10 protein-coding genes and 1 pseudogene are annotated in these 19,505 nt (G+C 44.9%); all 11 read left to right on the forward strand.

Annotation, left to right across the window (positions count from 1 at the left end; genetic code table 11):
* Positions 1-231: sensor histidine kinase (locus AC1DWN_RS00365; RefSeq protein WP_477556964.1), on the forward strand; the 231-nt coding region annotated here is incomplete at its 5' end.
* Between the two features lie 4 nt (positions 232-235).
* A complete protein-coding gene (locus AC1DWN_RS00370) occupies positions 236-1,762 on the forward strand; it encodes a response regulator (protein ID WP_477556965.1) in 1,527 nt (508 codons plus the stop codon).
* A gap of 159 nt (positions 1,763-1,921) precedes the next feature.
* Positions 1,922-3,415: an ABC transporter substrate-binding protein gene (locus AC1DWN_RS00375; RefSeq protein ID WP_477556966.1), complete on the forward strand. Its 1,494-nt coding sequence runs from the start codon at positions 1,922-1,924 to the stop codon at positions 3,413-3,415.
* A gap of 120 nt (positions 3,416-3,535) precedes the next feature.
* The gene (locus tag AC1DWN_RS00380) at positions 3,536-4,426 is read left to right on the forward strand and encodes an ABC transporter permease (RefSeq protein WP_477557022.1); all 891 of its coding nucleotides are present in this window, start codon (positions 3,536-3,538) and stop codon (positions 4,424-4,426) included.
* Between the two features lie 23 nt (positions 4,427-4,449).
* Positions 4,450-5,367 (forward strand): carbohydrate ABC transporter permease, encoded by a 918-nt coding sequence (locus tag AC1DWN_RS00385; protein WP_477556967.1) that lies wholly within the window; start codon positions 4,450-4,452, stop codon positions 5,365-5,367.
* A 26-nt stretch (positions 5,368-5,393) separates the two neighbouring features.
* Positions 5,394-7,697 (forward strand): glycoside hydrolase family 3 N-terminal domain-containing protein, encoded by a 2,304-nt coding sequence (locus AC1DWN_RS00390; protein ID WP_477556968.1) that lies wholly within the window; start codon positions 5,394-5,396, stop codon positions 7,695-7,697.
* Positions 7,698-7,699: 2 nt separating this feature from the next.
* A complete protein-coding gene (locus AC1DWN_RS00395; RefSeq protein WP_477556969.1) occupies positions 7,700-10,822 on the forward strand; it encodes an alpha-mannosidase in 3,123 nt (1,040 codons plus the stop codon).
* Between the two features lie 17 nt (positions 10,823-10,839).
* Positions 10,840-12,159, forward strand: coding sequence for a glycoside hydrolase family 125 protein (locus AC1DWN_RS00400; protein ID WP_477556970.1), 1,320 nt, complete (start codon positions 10,840-10,842; stop codon positions 12,157-12,159).
* Positions 12,156-15,305 carry a beta-galactosidase gene (locus tag AC1DWN_RS00405; protein ID WP_477556971.1) on the forward strand — a complete coding sequence of 1,050 codons (3,150 nt, stop codon included), beginning with the start codon at positions 12,156-12,158 and terminating at the stop codon, positions 15,303-15,305. Before AC1DWN_RS00400 ends, AC1DWN_RS00405 begins: the two co-directional genes overlap by 4 nt.
* Before the next feature lie 14 nt (positions 15,306-15,319).
* Positions 15,320-18,085 (forward strand): annotated as a pseudogene (locus AC1DWN_RS00410) (alpha-mannosidase).
* 451 nt (positions 18,086-18,536) lie between these two features.
* The gene (locus tag AC1DWN_RS00415) at positions 18,537-19,502 is read left to right on the forward strand and encodes an ABC transporter permease (RefSeq protein ID WP_477556972.1); all 966 of its coding nucleotides are present in this window, start codon (positions 18,537-18,539) and stop codon (positions 19,500-19,502) included.
* Positions 19,503-19,505 lie beyond the last annotated feature (3 nt).

Raw genomic sequence — 19,505 nt, forward strand, 5'->3', positions numbered from 1 at the left:
ATACTAGTGAGTGTAACAGATAACGGCAAGGGTATCAGCCCTGAGAGAATAGATGAAATTAAGCAGGCTCTTGAGACATCTGACGAGAGCTCGGATTCCTTTGGGCTTCGTAGTATCCATGAACGTCTTCGTCTACTCTATGGAGACCGTTATGGCATTTCTCTTCAAAGCAAGCTAGGGGAAGGGACAGCGGTTACGGTCAGGTTTCCGGACTTAGGGGAGGTTATATAGAGCTATGTACAAAGTATTTATTGTAGATGACGAGCCGTTTATTATAGAAGGACTTTACGATATTGTGGATTGGGCGGCAATGGGAATGGAGATTGTCGGAAATGCCGAGAATGGACAAGATGCGCTGGATTTGATCAAAGTGACTCCGGTTGATATTTTGATAACAGATATTTCTATGCCGATTATGGACGGGCTTACCCTCATTCGCAAAGCTAGGGAAATATTTCATACAGATCTTAAAGTCATTGTTCTAAGTGGATTCAATGAGTTTGATTATTTGAAGGAAGCGATGAGGCTTGGTATCGAAAATTACTTGCTCAAGCCGATTAATCTCGAGGAGCTTAAGTCTACGCTAACGAACACACTAGGCAAGCTGAGTGTTTCGAAAGCAAGATCCACCTTTAATGAACAAAGCAAGCAGATTTTAAAAGATAACGTGATGTATAGGTGGATGACGCACCAAATTGATGTCGAGTCATTTAATGAACGCGCCACATTTCTAGGTATTCAGTTGGATACACCATATGTAGCGATTGCCATTCTGCGTCAGGAGCATGAGACTATAGAAGTGTTTGAATTCGTTTCAAGGCAACAGGCCTATAACCAGTCTATGGTATCATTCCGTGATATGGACGGCGATATCGTCATTGTATTTAAAATCAAAGAACAAAGCAGCGGCCTGCGTGAAGCAGAAGCTGTCATACACAGCTATAAGCATATGCTCTCTAATTATGAATCGCTTCGTTTTTCACTTGGCAGCGTCGAGTATGTGGATGAGGCCTTCACAAGCTACGCAAACGCCAGAAAAGCACAGGAGTATTTCATGATCCTTCAGGACCAGACCATGATCGTTTATAGTGAATTGCCAAGTGGAGTGGGTCAGAAGCAGCAGGGCTTTCCGTTAGATTGGTCTGAATACACAAAGATGATCATGGTTAAGGATAAGGACTCATTATTGAGTAGAATTGACGAGGATTTTGCAAACTTACAGAAACAGGATGGAATTACGCCGAGTGATATTAAAGATATAGGACTGGAAACGATCATTCGTTTTAAAATGCTGCTCAAGGAAATCCGATTTGACGAGGAACCAGAGTTTTACAATGGAGTGCTTAGTCGAATGCGAGACGTTGATAAGATTGGTGAATGGATAAGGGCGATTCAAGAGGCGGCTGAGATTACGGTAGATTCTTTGATTCAAGATGTAAAGAGTCCTGTTGTTCAACAAGTGCTCAATCACATACATGGTTCATACAACGAGGACTTGTCTTTGAAGATGTTGGGAAGCTTATATCACATTCATCCTGTTTATTTAGGACAATTGTTCCAAAAGGAAATGAATGAATCCTTTACTGAATACATGAATAAGTACCGAGTGGAGCAAGCTAAGATACAATTGCAAAACACCCCGCTTAAAGTGCACGAAATTTCTAGGAACGTAGGGTATTGGGAAACCGGATATTTTTATAAACAATTTAAAAAGTATGTAGGGATATCCCCAACAGAATACAAAGGACTGCTGAAGCGATAATCGCGAAGCAGTTTTCTTTATTTTGTACATGATTTATTTAGTTTATGTCCTATTTGTAAATGCTTTCATGACTTAAAGTAAAGGTAGTCCTTGTGACAGATAAAATCTACATTAATGAAGCCATACAGGGACAACATTCATCTGGGAGGGTATACAGAAATGAGTAGAAAAAGAAAAAGCTTTTCTCTTGTGTTGACAACGCTACTGGCTCTTACACTTGTTGTCAGCGCATGCGGCGGAGGCAAAACAAACAACGTTACGGACGGCGCGGCAAATGGTGGGAAGACTTCAGAAAAAACGACTGAATTGATCTGGTACACAATTGGAGTGCCTCAAAAGGATTTGAGTCGTGTTACAGCAGAAATAAACAAGTATACAAAGGAAAAGATCAATACAACGGTTGATATTAAAATGATCGACTTCGGCGACTATTCGCAGAAGATGCAAGTAATGGCTGCTTCTGGCGATCCGATGGATATCGTCTTTACAAGCTCATGGGCGTTTGACTATGTGCAAAACGCACGTAAAGGCGCATTCATGCAAATTGATGATTTGCTTGAGAAGCAAGGCAAAGGTATCAAGGAAACACTTGATCCTGCTTTCCTCGAAGGCTCCAAGGTTGATGGACACAATTACGGTGTTCCTGCTAATAAAGAGCTTCCTGCTCAAGAGGTATGGCGCTTCAATGATGAGCTTGTGAAGAAGCATAACCTCGATATTTCAAGCGTGAAATCGTTGGAAAGTCTTGAGCCGCTTCTTAAAACAATCAAGGAAAACGAACCTGGAATTGTACCATTAGCGATCACGAAAGATTTCACCCCGCTCTTGCCGTTTGACTACGTTATCGAAAAACTGCCAATGGTGGTTAACTTGGATACTAAGGACTATAAAGTTGTTAATATTTTGGAAACTCCAGAATTGAAGTCAGCTCTTGACACTATGCATAAATACTATAAAGCCGGCTATATTTCGCCAGAGGCTGCAACAACTACTTCGGCAGAGGATCTTTACAAATCCGGTAAATGGTTTACAGATCGTGCAGCTACCCAGCCTCTTGCAGAGAATTCATGGTCCGCAAGTTATGGTTACCCTGTAACGTCAACTCCGGCTGGCGATGCAGTCACATTTAACTGGTCAGTAATGGGTTCAATGCAAGCGATTTCCGCTAACTCTGATCATCCAGAAAAAGCGATGGAATTCCTTAATCTCTTGAACACAGATCCAGTGCTTCGCAACATGGTGGACTCCGGTATTGAGGGTGTACATTATGAGAAAGTCAGCGAAAATGTAATGAAAAACTTGCCGGAATCAAAAAACTACGATATGCCAACATTCTCTCTTGGTAATATGTTGATTACTTACTTGAACGAAAACGATCCAGAGAACAAATGGGAATTGTTTAAAGAATTTAATGCTTCCGCTAAAAATGCACCGCTACTAGGTTTCAACTTTGATGCTACAAAGGTATCCAAAGAAATTGCAGCTATACAAAACGTTAGGGCTGAGTACTGGCCTTCTCTTATGACAGGAACGGTTGATCCAGCAACATATTTGTCAAGAGCAAACGAGAAATTTAAGGCAGCTGGACTTGATGCAGTCATGGCTGAAGTACAAGCACAGCTTGATGCGTGGAGAGCAGCAAACAATAAATAATTGTAGTCGTGTAGATCGGGCAGGTTAAATGCCTTGCCCGATCTTTTTGATTTTTTCAAAGGAGGGATAATCGTGAAAAAGTTCGGCGATTTTTTCAAAGACGTCGTTAAAAATAAAGTAATGCTCTTTATGGTTTTGCCAGGTGCGGTGTGGTTCCTCTTGTATTCGTACCTCCCTATGGTTGGTACGGTTATCGCTTTTAAGGAATACCGTTTCAGTAAAGATGGCTTCTGGGCAAGTATTGTGAATAGTGAATGGGTCGGGCTCGATAATTTTAAGTTTTTGTTCAGTACAGATGATGCCTACATTATTACACGAAATACAATTCTTTATAATGTTGCTTTTATAATACTTGGGCTGGTGCTTTCGGTCGTAATGGCCGTGGTGCTGTCTGAGATTGTGAATAAGAAGCTGGCAAAGCTTTATCAAACAGGTATGTTCCTTCCTTACTTCTTATCCTGGGTTATTGTCGGCTATTTCGCATTTAGTTTTCTGAGCTCAGAGCGCGGCATGCTAAACCAGATTTTTGAATATTTTGGTTGGGATGCGGTTCAATGGTACTCTGATCCTACATTTTGGCCGTATATATTGATATTCGTTTATTTATGGAAAGCGGTCGGCTATAGCAGTGTGGTATATTTGGCTTCGATCATGGGGATCGATAAATCACTCTATGAAGCGGCTATGATTGACGGTGCCAATAAATGGCAGCAGATTCGCAGCATTACGCTTCCGATGCTAAGTCCGATTATTACCATTATGACGTTGCTCGCTATCGGTAAAATTTTCTATGCGGACTTTGGCTTGTTCTATCAAGTGCCTAGAGATTCGGGAACGTTGTATTCTGTAACGAACGTTATCGATACTTATGTATACCGCGGTCTTAAAACAACCGGCGAAATTGGCATGAGTACGGCAGCGGGACTTTATCAATCGGTTGTCGGTTTTGCCCTTGTTATGTTCTCTAATTACATCGTGCGCAAATTCAACAAGGATAACGCCTTGTTCTAAATTGCTGAAGGGAGTGAAGAATAGTGTCTCAAAGAATAAAGAAAGCACGCGATTTTCATCATCTGTCTAGGACGTGGAATGTCTTATTCAACTTATTTGCTGGAATTTTCGCTTTTTTATGTATTTTCCCTTTTTTGTTTGTAGTTATTATTTCATTTACCGATGAAGGCGCTCTAGCGAGAGACGGATATAGATTGATCCCGTCCGAATGGAGTTTGGAAGCCTATAAATATGTTTTTCAGACCGGGGATACACTGCTTCGCGCTTATGGCGTTACTATATTTGTAACGGTAGTTGGTACGATTATAAGCCTGCTGATGATAGCGTTCTATGCTTATGCCGTTTCTAGAAAGAGCTTTAAGTACCGTAATTTCTTCTCTTTTCTCGCTTTTTTCACCATGCTGTTCAATGGCGGTATGGTTCCGACCTATATCGTCGCGACACAGCTTCTCAACCTTAAAGATTCCATATGGGCTCTGATTTTACCGCTTGCGGTCAACGCTTTTTATATTATGATATTGCGTACCTTCTATAGCACGAGTGTTCCGGATGCGATTATTGAATCTGGTAAAATTGATGGTGCAGGAGAGTTTGGAACATTTATTCGCTTGGTGCTTCCATTATCATTGCCAGGTCTCGCGACGATTGCCTTGTTTAGTACACTTGGCTATTGGAATGACTGGTTTAATGCCCTGCTTTATATTGAAAACCCGAATCTGGTTCCGCTGCAGTCCATGCTCATGCGGATCGAGACTAATTTACAATTCATTTTGCAAAACTCACAGAACAGCTCGCTTGGTCTAGATGCTCTAAGAAATATGCCGCAGGATACTTCGCGTATGGCAATGGTTGTTTTGGCTACAGGACCGATCATATTCGCATACCCGTTCTTCCAGCGTTACTTCATTCAAGGCCTTACTATAGGGGCTGTTAAAGAATAAATGCATCGTAGAGGAGAGTTGAACGAATGATCTATAAAGACAATGGTAAGCCGATTGAAGAAAGAGTGGAGCATTTGCTCGGGCTTATGACTTTAGAGGAAAAGGTCGGCCAATTGCTTCAGCCGTTTGGTTGGCAGACCTATGACTATGTAGATGGAAAAATAGCACTTTCAGATTCGTTTAAGAAGCAGGTTGAAAACGGTGGTATTGGTTCTCTATACGGTGTGCTGCGCGCAGACCCGTGGACGGGGGTTACATTGGAGTCAGGACTCTCTCCTCGAGAAGGTGCTGAGGCGGTAAATGAAATTCAGCGTTATGCTATGGAGCATTCCAGATTAGGTATTCCGATTTTGATTGGAGAGGAATGCTCGCATGGTCATATGGCGATCGGAGCAACCGTCTTTCCGGTACCCCTTTCGCTTGGAAGTACATGGAATGTGGACCTGTATCGCGAGATGTGCCGCGCTGTAGCAAAGGAGACGCGAAGCCAAGGCGGCGCCGTCACCTATTCGCCAGTGCTTGATGTCGTTCGTGACCCGCGTTGGGGACGGACCGAGGAGTGCTTCGGCGAGGACCCTTATTTGATTAGTGAATATGCAGTAGCATCTGTAGAAGGACTTCAAGGCACATCGCTAGATAATGAGGATAGCGTTGTCGCTACACTGAAGCATTTCGTTGGATACGGCAGCTCAGAGGGCGGCAGAAATGCGGGTCCTGTGCATATGGGTATGCGTGAATTGCTTGAAGTTGATCTGCTTCCATTTAAGAAAGCGGTTGAAGCCGGAGCGCAGTCTATTATGCCGGCATATAACGAAATTGATGGTATTCCCTGTACAACGAACAAACAGCTGCTTCATGACCTGCTCCGTACGGAGTGGGGCTTTGACGGCATGATTATAACCGATTGCGGTGCAATCGATATGCTCGCATCGGGCCATGATGTGGCGGAAGATGGATTGGACGCAGCCGTGCAGGCAATTTCTTCAGGCATCGATATGGAGATGTCAGGTGAAATGTTTGGCAAGTATTTGTTACAAGCCGTGCAAGAAGAGAAGCTCAATGTTTCGGTCGTTGATGCTGCCGCTTCGCGTGTGTTGGAGCTTAAGTTCAAGCTCGGTTTATTCGATCGGCCATTTGCCGACCCGCAAAAGGCGGAGCAGCTAATCGGAAGTGAGGAGCATGTCTCTATTGCCCGTAAGATTGCTGTAGAAGGTATGGTATTGCTCAAAAACGACCAAAGCCTATTGCCATTGTCGAAAACATCGTCCGGTAAAATAGCGGTAATTGGACCGAATGCGGATGTTGGCTATAATCAGCTTGGCGATTATACTTCACCACAGCCTAAATCCAAGGTGGTAACCGTGCTTGACGGTATTCGTAATAAATTTGTAGACAAGCCTGATCTCGTACAATATGCGCCAGGATGCCGGATCAAAGGCGATTCAAGGGAAGGCTTTGAAGCTGCCTTGGCATGCGCTGAGCAAGCGGATACAGTCATAATGGTCGTCGGTGGTTCAAGTGCCCGCGATTTTGGAGAAGGTAGTATTGATTTAAAGACAGGCGCCTCTAAGGTAACAGAACACTCTTGGAGCGATATGGATTGCGGGGAAGGGATTGACCGCATGACACTCAGTCTGTCCGGCGTACAGCTTGAATTGATTCAAGAAGTACACAAGCTAGGTAAACCTATTATCATAGTATATATCAATGGCAGACCGATTTCTGAGCCATGGGTTGACGAGCATGCTAGTGCTATATTAGAAGCTTGGTATCCAGGGCAAGAGGGCGGAAATGCAGTTGCGGACATTTTGTTCGGTGATGAAAATCCGTCTGGCCGATTGACCATATCGATTCCTAAGCATGTCGGTCAGCTTCCAGTCTACTACTATGGCAAAAGATCTCGCGGGAAACGTTACCTTGAGGAGGATTCCCAGCCTCGTTATCCGTTCGGATACGGGCTCAGCTACACGGAATTTACTTACTCCGAGCTGAAGGTTACGCCTAATCAGATAGCCCCGGGAGAAGAAGCGGTCGTGTCATTGGAAGTGAAAAATACGGGTAACCGCAATGGTTCCGAGGTAGTTCAGCTCTATGTGTCAGATGTAGCAAGCACGGTAACAAGGCCCGCCAAAGAGCTGAAGGGCTTCCATAAGATAGAACTTATGGCTGGAGAGAGCCGTACCGTCGAATTTAAGGTAGGTTCAGAACAGCTTCAATATATAGGAATAGATTTAAAACCAGTTGTTGAACCGGGTTTGTTCCGAATTCTAGTAGGTAAGCATGTCAATGACACCCTTAGCGCAGAGCTAGTAGTACGGGAGGATAAGTAGAGATGGAACGTATCAGACGTTTTATTAGAGAGCTATCCGAGCGGCAGTGGCTGCAGCAGCAAGAGCTGAGAGATTGGGAGATCATCCGCTCCACGTACATGCTTCCAGGTCAGTATGATCAATTTGCTGATTTTACTGAAGGAAAAGATTTAGATCACTTTCCTAGTAAGCAGGGGACAACCTACTTTTTTAGAAAAAGCATTGAATTGCCTTCTTCTTGGACCGATGGCCATTACGGCCTATCGTTTCAATCTGGAGGAGAAGGACTGCTTCGTATAAATGGAGCCTCTGTTCAAGGATTAGATCGTAATCATACATTCGTTACGCTCGATTCGGTTAGGTCAAACTGGCCTTTGAAGCTGGAAATCGAGCTGTACGATCCGATTCCAGAGCCCGTGGATCCACTTAACCAGCAAGCAGTTATTCAACCACCAATCACTTCTGTTCAAAGCTTGCTAGTGCAAGTGAATCGTGCTGTGCAGAGCTTGATGTACACGGTAACGGTTATTCGGGACAGCATGCTGCTGCTACCGGATCAGGATTTCCGTCGGACGAGGCTTATGGCGGTATTGCATGAAGCAATGGATAGCTTTGTTCAGTTGGACAAGGATGCGATTGCCGAAGGCAGCGCTTTAAAGGAAATTGAAGAACAGTTAGTTCAAAAGGCTAGCGAGATTGGCGGTAATGCCGAAGGAACGATTCATATGGTCGGCCAGTCGCATATTGACATCGCTTGGCTTTGGCCGGTGCGCGAGACGGTTCGGAAAACAAGCCGGACGTTCTCAACAGTAGATGCTCTCATGGACGAATACCCGAATTATAAGTTTGCTCAAAGCCAGCCTCTACTTTTTGAATTTCTCAAAGATAACGATCCGGAGCTGTATGGGAGAGTGAAAGCGAGAATTAAGGAAGGGCGCTGGGAATTAGTTGGCGGTATGTGGGTAGAACCTGATCTTAATATACCAAGCGGCGAATCGTTGATGCGTCAAATGCTGTACGGACAACGTTTTTACCAAGAAGAATTCGGTAAAACATCAGAAATCGAGTGGCTGCCGGATACGTTTGGGTATTGTGCGTCGCTTCCACAAATTTTAAAGCATGGCGAAATTAATTATTTTATGACAACAAAGCTTGGATGGAATGATACGAATGTGTTCCCTTATGATCTGTTTCATTGGGTTGGTATTGATGGGACACCGATGCTCTCATACCTTAATCACGGTGTGAATGAGAATACGCTGCCCAAAGATGTGCACGACCATTGGCAATCCTATCGCGAGAAAGAGAAGCATAACGAACAGATGCTGCTTTACGGACATGGCGATGGAGGCGGCGGGGTCACCCGTGAAATGCTAGAGTATATTGACCGCGCTCATTTAATGGTTGGTCAGCCTGAAAGCAGATACAGTACGGCGGCTGCGTTTTTTGACAGCATTGAGAAGGAACAGCCTGCGCTTCCAAAGTGGCGCGGTGATTTATATTTGGAGCTTCATCGCGGAACCTATACGACGCATGCGCGCAATAAGCTAAAAAACCGCAAAGCTGAAATATTGTACCGAGAAGCAGAACTATGGAATGCGCTCGCTGCCGAGGTTATGAACGCGGATCAGACGGCGGAAACGAACAAGCAGCTCCATGAAGGCTGGAAGCTTATTTTGCTCAACCAGTTCCACGATATTATCCCGGGTTCAGCAATAACGGAAGCATATGAAACATCTGAGAAGGAATATACGGAAATATTCGATAAAGGCGGCTTCAGCTTGCAGCAAGGCATGGAAGCATTAACCGCTACGATTTCTACAGAAGGTGAAGGTACGCCTTATATTGTATTTAATAGTCTCGGATGGAATCGAGATATGGTCTTGCAGATCGAATTAACCGCTGAGCAAAATAAACTAGAGGCTCGCGATGCAGATGGAATGCTGATTGTTATCGACCTTATAAACGATGCGGCAGACGGAACAAAACAAGCAGTAATAAATGTTCAGGAAGTTCCGGCATTTGGATATAAGACAATATGGTTGAAGCAGTCGGTTTCAGCTGATGAGCGCTCTGATAGTTCAACATCTTCGGCACCATTTAATGATGAATGGGAAACTGAATATTATAAAGTTCGTTTTAATAAAAACGGAGAAATGGTAAGCTTATTCGATAAAGGGGCATGTCGTGAAGTACTGCAAGAGGGCGAGCGAGGCAATCATTTTCAATTTTTCCATGATCGTCCGACGTTATGGGATGCATGGGACATTGACGATCGCTACGAGCAGCAGCCTGCAGGAGACGCCCAGCTGTTAGAGAAGCAAGTGCTTCTCAAGGGCAAGGTCAAGGATGTGCTTAGATTCCGCTGGAAGCTGAATCAATCGGAGATTAGCCAGGATATTATTTTTTATCATCATGATCGTCGAATTGATTTTGAAACCTCTGTATCTTGGAATGAAGCGCATAAATTGCTCAAGGTTGCATTCCCGATCAATGTCATTACGGAAAAGGCGACTTACGAGATCCCATTCGGTGCTTTAGAGCGTCCGACGCATCGCAATACGAGTTGGGAGCAAGCACAATATGAGGTTTGCGGACACCGTTTTGCAGATGTATCGGAACGAGGTTACGGAGTAAGTCTATTAAATGACAGCAAATACGGTTACGATGTTCTTGGAAGTACAATCCGGTTGTCGCTGCTTCGCGCACCCAAATGGCCAGATGTAACAGCAGACCTTGGTGATCATTCATTTACTTATTCTTTGTATCCGCACGAGAGTGATTGGCAAAGTGCTCATGTTGTACGGAAAGCAGCGGAATTAAATCATGGACCTATTTATAGGGCAACCACGGCAAAACAGGGTAGACGCCCAGCAGCCGGGTCATTAATTGACTTCTCAGGAGAGCATGTTATTCTGGATACGGTCAAGCCGTCGGAAGACGGACGTGGTACAATCATTCGTCTTTATGAATCGTCAGGCGGCCGCGAACAGGTTAGCATCAGCTGGCCTCAGCCCGTTTCTGCGATCTTCCTATCGAACGCTTTGGAAGCAGAGCTTGAGAATGTAGAAGCTGCAGAAGGCCGCATCGAGTTGCAATTTGCTCCTTTTGAGATTAAAACCATTAAACTAAATCATACAACGTAACTGAGGAGAGATACGTCTTGGAACAATTCAGACTTCCCAAAATACCAATGCCTAAGCTCGATATGCCTAAAGCTATTCAAGAGATAATGGAAGAAGCAGAACAAAAGCTGGCACACCGGCCGAAGCTTCTTCAACTCTTCAAAAATTGCTTTCCTAACACTTTGGAAACGACGACGAAGCTGATGGATGACGGTACTACCTTTATCATAACAGGCGATATCCCGGCTCTATGGCTTCGTGATTCCGTTGAGCAAGTTATTCAATATGTACCTTTTGCGAAAAATGATGCTGACCTACAGCGAATCATAAGCGGTTTGATCAAACGGCATATTATGTATATTGGAATTGATCCTTATGCGAATGCTTTCAATGAAACGGCAAATGATTGGCATTGGAATACAACGGATGAGACGGAAATGTCTCCATGGGTATGGGAACGCAAATTCGAAATCGATTCCCTTTGCTTTGTCATGAGACTCGCGTATCAGTATTGGAAAGAAACAGAGCTAACGGATATTTTTGATGCGGGCTTCAAGGAAGCGATACGCACAATTCTTGAACTATTCAAGACGGAACAGCGTCATTTCGAGCAATCGCCTTACCGTTTTACAAGAGATAATGGTATCCCGGAAGATTCACTGCGTAATAGCGGACTCGGAATGCCTGTCAATTATACGGGTATGGTTTGGTCGGGCTTCCGTTCAAGCGATGATGCTTGTGATTTCCATTACAATATTCCAGGTAACATGTTCGCAGTAGTTACACTACGCCAAATGCAGGAATTTGCAGAGTGGGTATTCCGCGACATGGATTTGCTGAAAGAACTAAAAGATTTAGAAGCGGATATCGATCATGGGATTCAATTGTACGGCATTTACCGTCATCCGGAATTTGGACCGATCTATGCTTATGAGACAGATGGCTTCGGCAATCATTGCTTGATGGATGATGCCGGTACACCTGGTCTAATCTCCATCCCTTATCTTGGTTATGTTTCGGCGGATGATGAGATTTATCAAAATACGCGGAGATTTGCGCTTAGCAAACATAATCCTTTCTATTATGAAGGAAAAGTAGCGAAGGGCATTGGCAGTCCACATACGCCTCCAGGCTATATTTGGCATATGGCTCTATCCATGCAGGGAATTACAGCAACGACAAACGAGGAAAAACTCGAGATGATCGCTATGCTGGAAGCAACTGACGCGGATACTGGCTTCATGCATGAAGGCTTCCACTCTGATGATCCGGCAGTATTCACAAGAAGCTGGTTCGCGTGGTCGAACAGTCTGTTCTCTCAGCTCGTATACCGGGCTATGAAGGATGGCATTCTATGAGCAAAATGATTATTTTTATCGACCCTAAGTTTCCTGTGAGCGGTGCATTGAATGCTGAAGCAGCTGCGGAAGCCTTATCAAAGGTTGGTACTGTTGTTGGAGCGGCTGAACTAGCCGCTTCTTTGCAGCGTGCTGAGGGCGGAAGCTTTATTAATATGCATGCGCCTTACTTTCCAAAGTCGGCTTGGCCGGCTATATTGGATTATTTGAAAAGAGGCGGCGGTTTGCTCAGTATTGGCGGAGCGCCGTTTAAACACCCTGTTCACCAGGAAGGCGGAGAGTGGATTGTAGAAGCAGAGCAAACGGCTTATCACCAGGAGCTTCATATTCATGAAGCATTGCGGGTGGATGGAGCGCGTGTTGCTGGGTATCAAGCTGCGCAAAACATTCCGTTATTTGCTGGAAAAGAGACACTGCTAGACGTTTCGGATACATGGAATTTGGTACCGCATGTAACGAAAAGCAGTGACCTTCCGCATCAAATGGGATCATCAGGACCGATGGACACTCGTGTATATCCACTGCTTAAGGGAGTTACAACCGGGGGCCGGGAAGTCTCTGCTCCGGTCGTTCTATGGGAGCATATCGGCGGTCCTTTTAAGGGTGGGCGTTGGCTGTTTGTAGGTCAATCATTGCCAACCGATTTCTGGAGTCGCGGCGGTGCCAGCTCTATTGCTGAGTGGGCAAGCTTTAGCGGAAAAGGAATGACCGAGCTGTGGATCAAGCCTAATTACGCTTCATATGAAGCAGGAGAGCGCGTTCAGTTGACGCTGCAAACCCAGCTTTTGAGCCGTTCAATGAATAGTGCTTCTTCCGATAAATGGACATTTGCTCTCTCAGTTGAACGTGAGGGCGAATCCTCACCCGTTTGGACGAAAGAGTTTCAAGAAGATGTAACAAGAGAACTGAACTTTGTTCGTATTTCGCTTCCGATAGACATCCAAAGCGGATTATATAGAATCATATGCAGAGCAGAAGGACCTGACGGAGAAATCCGTGTGCTGAAGCAAGGCTTCTGGGGCTTTGATGCTGAGCTGTTGAAGCAAGGAACGCCGATAAGCGCTGGACGTGATTATTTTATCAAAGATGGAGTGTCCCTTCCGGTTGTCGGCATGACGTATATGACTTCCGATGTGGCGCGTAAGTTTTTATTCCTGCCTAATGCAGACGTATGGGATCGCGATATGGCGCAAATGAAAAAAGCGGGTATCAACTGGATTCGTACAGGTATTTGGACGGCCTACCGCAACATTATGCAAGTTGACGGTCATGCATCAGAGGAAGTGCTGCGGGCGATTGATGCGTTTGTGCTTACAGCAAAGCGTCATGATTTGCAGCTTACCTTTACTTTCTTCTCCTTCACCCCTGAGACTTGGGAAGGTGTAAACCCTTACCTCGATCCTCGCAGTGTGGAAGCGCAGAAGCGGTTCATTCGTTCTATCGTTTCGCGTCATAAGAACACAGCGAATATTGATTGGGATTTGATTAATGAGCCTTCGATGTTCGATCCTGTACAGATTTTCTCCGATGGACCAAGATCTTGCAACGATCCTTACGAGCTGGCAATGTTCTCGCAGTGGCTTGAGGAGCGTCATGGATCAATTGAGAAGCTGCAGGAGCACTGGAATATGTCCGCTATACAGTTGCCTGACTTCGCCTCGGTTAAGCCGCCGGCTGCTGAAGAGATCAACTTTAATATTCAGGACATCCACTCAGGGAAAAAAGGAACACGTTGGCTGGATTACGTACTATTTTCCATGGATATGCACAATGTTTGGGCGAAACAGCTTTATGCAACGATTAAGGAGCAATGTCCAGACCATATGGTTACAGTCGGGCAGGACGAAGGGCTTGGCGCCCAAAGACCGTCACCGTTCTTCTATGAAGAAGCGGTTGATTATACGACTGTTCACTCTTGGTGGTTTAACGATTACTTGCTATGGGATGGTATCTTCGCTAAAACGGCGAATAAACCGAATCTCATTCAGGAAACGGGCATTATGTACGTTGAGACGCCTGATGGTAGAGCAAAGCGTTCGGAGTTCGAGCTTCGCAATTTATTAGAGCGTAAATACGCCTATGCCTTTGCAACTGGCGGAGCAGGAGCTGTTCAGTGGATTTGGAATACGAACTTCTACATGGACAATGCCAATGAATCACAAATTGGCGCACTGCGCGCGGATGGAACGGAGAAGCCAGAGGCTGACGTATCCTATGATTTTGGAAGCTTTATGGGTGAAATCGGAAGCCTCTTTAGTGACCGCAAGCTGGAAGAAGTGGCTGTTGTTTTCCCATATTCCAATGATTTTTCAAATAGAAAGCTAGCCTTTGATGCGACAACCAAGCTGACTCGGGCATTAGCTTATGAGATGAATGTACCGTTCCGAGCGGTTTCAGAGTACCATCTAACAGACCTTGAAACGCAGCCGGCGAAGCTTATCATACTGCCGAGCGCTCATAATGTAGATGACAAAGCGATGAAGCAGCTTCTGGATATTGTAGAACATACGGGTGCTACATTGCTTGCAACGGGTGCGCTTAATCTGGATGCTTACTGGCATGTGACAGATCGTCTTCATCCTATCCTTGGCAAGACAGAGCTTCGTAATGTGCAAAGGGAAGAAATGCTTGTCCTTGCTGGCGAAGCGTTATCGGTCTCTTATGGACACCGTCGAATCGCTGAGGTTGTTAAAGAAGTAAGCATTGATACACCTGAGAAGGCTGGTACTGGTATCGCAGGTAAAGGAACAGATGTTATCGATCTTCCACATGGAAAAGGTCGTATCATCTGGAGTCCCCTTCCGATCGAATTAAATGAACGGATCTTGCCACTGGTGAAGTTGTACAGCTATGCCGTTGAAGCAGTAGATGTGAAAAGTGGTTTAGAGTGGCTTTCGGGCGGTGAGCTTTCCGGCGTTTATGGCCGCAAGCTTAGCTACAAGGATGGTTTCCTCTATATTTTTGTATCTGAATTTGCTTGGGATGCTGACATTGCTGTCAAAGATACGGATACAGGTGCTTCTTACAGCTTCTGCTTAGAGCCGGAACGCACCGTTATGTTTGCTGCTGACCGAGAAGGACGTCTTCTGTCTGTATATCGGCCGCATGAGGTTACAATTGAAATGAATGATAATTCTAAAGCATAAAGGAGGCAATCACTATCATGTCAAAAAGAACAGCCCATATCATTTCTCATACGCATTGGGATAGAGAATGGTATTTGCCCTATGAAAAGCACCACGTAAACCTTGTTAAGCTGGTTGATTCCTTGCTTGGTAAGCTTGACGCTGACCCTGAATATAAAAGCTTCTATATGGACGGACAAACGATTATTTTAGAAGATTACCTTCAGGTTCGTCCAGAGCAGGAGGAACGCTTGGAGAAATATATTCAAGAAGGACGTATTATTATCGGCCCTTGGTATATTTTGCAGGACGCATTTCTCACTAGCGGTGAAGCGAATGTACGCAATATGCAAATCGGACATCAGGATTCAGTAAAATACGGAAGTCCTGCGAAAATCGGTTATTTCCCCGATACATTCGGACTAGTTGGACAAACCCCTCAGCTTATGCTGCAGTCGGGGATTACGAATGCTTTCTTTGGACGCGGAGTAAAGCCGACAGGCTTTAATAATACGGTGTCTGAAGGCGGTTATGAATCGTCCTTCTCTGAATTGGTATGGGAAGGCCCAGATGGATCGAAAGTGCTAGGCATTTTGTTTGCGAACTGGTATTCGAATGGTAATGAGATACCTGTGGATGAAGAGCAAGCAAAAGAGTTCTGGGAGCGTAAGCTAGCGGATGCGGAGAAGTATGCATCTACAGAGCAATTGCTGTTCATGAACGGCTGCGATCATCAACCTATTCAACTTGATCTGCCGGAAGCGCTGGAGACAGCACGCAAGCTGTATCCGGATACTGATTTTATACATTCAACTTTTGAAGACTATTTGGTAGCAGTAGAAAAATCAATGGATCACCAGCTTTCTTCCGTTAAGGGTGAGCTGAGAAGCCAACGGACTGATGGATGGGGAACGCTAGTTAATACGGCGTCTGCTCGTGTCTACTTGAAACAAATGAATCAGCAGGGTCAGGTTATGCTGGAGAAAGTAGCGGAGCCGCTTGCTGCGCTTGCTCATTCGCTTGGTCAGGACTATCCGCATCATTTGTTCACTTACGCTTGGAAAACGTTAATGCAGAACCATCCGCATGACAGCATTTGCGGCTGTAGTGTTGACGAGGTGCATCGTGAGATGGTCACTCGTTTTGACAAGAGCCGTCATGTAGCTGAGAGCATCATCGATGATAGTAAAGCGGCAATTGCTGATGCAGTTGATACGACTCCATTTGCTAAGTGGGGAGAAAATCCACTGCCTGTAGTTGTATTTAATACAACAGGCTGGGAGCGGACTGGCAGCTTGACGGTAGAAGTTGACGCTGAGCGTCATTACTTCAACAATGTTCCTACGTTGGATGCGGGTACTAAGTCTAGCAAGGAAGCAGACCTTTCAGGATTTGTTTTAGTGGATGCTGAAGGTCATGTTATTCCATGTACAATGGATGATCTTGGTCTGCAATTCGGTTATGACCTGCCGGACGACAAGTTCCGTCAACCATATATGTGTCGCAAAGTGAAACTTACGTTTGAGGCGGAGAATGTTCCGGCACTTGGACTGAAGACATATGCACTGGTACGGAATGAAGCACTTGCAGCGTCTGCTGCGTCCAACAACACGCTGGGCACTTCGCTGTTGACAGGTGAACATGTGATGGAGAACGAGCTGTTGAAGGTTGCGGTTGCAGAAGATGGCTCCTTCCAGCTAACGGACAAAACAATCGGTAGAACGTATAGTGACCTTGGTGTATATGAGGACACGGGTGATATCGGAAATGAATATATGTATAAGTAGCCTGATGGAGAAGCTGCACGCACAACCAAGGGTTTTAAAGCTGTTATTCAAGTACTTGAAGATACTCCTTACCGTGCATCCATCGAGGTTATTCATAATTGGTCAGTACCAGCTTCAGCTGAGGACAAACTAGATGAAGAACAGCATGAGCTAATCTACTTCCCTGATCGCAAATCGCAGCGGGTGAGTGAGACTGTGCCGATGACAATAAGAACAGTGATCACTTTGAATCGCGCCGGCAAGGGTGTTGAGATCGAGGCAACATTTAATAACCAAGCGAAGGATCATCGTCTACGGGCAATGTTCCCGAGTGATCTGAATGCATCCGTGCATCAAGTGGATTCTATGTTTGAAGTTGCTCAGCGCGGCAATGAGCCAGCGTCGGAGTGGACTAATCCAAGCAATGCTCAGCATCAGCAAGCATTTGTCGATGTAAGTGAAGCTGGAGCTGGACTCACCGTTGCAAACTTCGGCCTAAATGAATACGAGGTATTGCGCGACGGACGGAATACAATTGCGATTACGCTTCTTCGTTCAACAGGCGAGCTTGGCGATTGGGGTTACTTCCCTACTCCTGAAGCACAATGCCTAGGAGAGAGCACAGTGCGTATGGAATTGATTCCTCACGGAGGAAATGGCATTAGCAGCGGCGCCTATACGGAGGCTTACCAGTTCCAAATTCCTTGGATGGCCAAACAGACTGGCGTTCATGAAGGTTCTTTATCTGCTTGCTACTCGCTTATTAAATGGGAGAGCAAGGAGCTCGCGTTCTCTTCAATGAAGCTGAATCCAGAGAGCAATGACATGATGCTTCGCTGGTACAATATGAGTGCGCAGGAGACAGAACTATCTTTGAATCACGGACTCGAGTCCCCGCGTATTTACACCAGCGATATTTTGGAGACTGAGGGCTCTGATATGACGTTAAATGTTAATGCTGATAGTAATTTATCGTTGCCTGTGAAGCCGTATGAAATTATTACATTGGGCATAAGCACAACTTCAAGATCGTAACAACTTTGGTGTAAAGAATCCCGATCAGGTGAGAAGCTATTACTGCCTCTTGCAAACTGATCAGGATTCTTTTTTTGCCAGGGCGATATCCAGTAATCGAATGGTGAACACTTCTACATTCCTGATTATTAATGCATACATGTTATTCTTGATTTCTCACGAAAAGTCCATGATGAAGGGATAGTTAACCTGATATGGGGGATAGGTCAAAATTGCGCAAGGGGAAAAATAGAGGGTTTTGATCAAAAATTACACATCTTATTTAGATCTAATTCAGCTGTCAATTATCGTGATTTCCCCGCTGTAATGCGGTTGTTGCCCTAATCGAAAATGACATATATACGAAGCTCTCTGATTTCGGCTATTCTTTTTGTAAGCGCTATCACCTCTCGATTCAGGTTTTGATACCGCATCCAGAAGAACAATAACAGAAGTAGGAGGGGGAGATAATATGCAGGGTACTAAAAGTATCTTATCGGGCAGCGCGCTTCCCAAGCAGAAGAAGGAAGAGAGTAAAGTATGGAAGAGAGTCCTGCAAAACTGGGAACTATATATATTTATAGCACCAGCGGTTTTATACTTTCTCATTTTTGCTTATGGACCAATGTACGGCATACAAATCGCTTTTAAGAACTTCGTTCCAACAAAAGGGATCTTCGGAAGCGATTGGGTTGGGTTCGACCATTTTATCCGTTTCTTCAATTCCTATTATTTCTGGGACTTGATATGGAACACATTAAGTATCAGCTTGTATGAACTGGCCATCGGCTTTCCGATTCCAATTATACTAGCGTTGGCATTCAATGAGATAAAGGACGGATTTTTCAAAAGGACAGCTCAGACCGTTACGTATGCGCCTCACTTTATTTCTGTGGTGGTTATGGCGGGGATGATCATTACGTTCTTGTCACCCTCATCGGGAGTTGTTATTAACATTATTGAATGGTTTGGATTTAACGCTCCTGACTTTTTAACGGATCCGAGATGGTTCAAGACGATGTATGTGCTCTCGGGCGTTTGGCAGAGCGCAGGCTGGGGTACCATTATTTATTTGGCAGCGTTATCAAGTGTTGATCCAGGGCTGCATGAAGCAGCGATTATCGATGGCGCCTCACGTTTCCAACGAGTTCGCCACATTAACATTCCGACGATTGCTCCAACAATAACGATACTATTAATTCTGAATATGGGCAGTATGCTTGGGGTAGGATTTGAGAAGATACTATTGCTGCAAAATTCATTGAACATGAGCTCGTCGGATGTCATTTCGACTTTCGTATATCGTGCGGGGTTAATAGATGCCCAATACAGTTTCTCAACGGCGATCGGTTTGTTCAATTCTGTAGTCAACGCGATCCTGTTAATTGTCGTGAACCAGGTTGTGCGCCGTACCAATGATAGTAACAGTTTGTGGTAATAG

This window comes from Paenibacillus sp. P4_A7 (assembly GCF_056402455.1).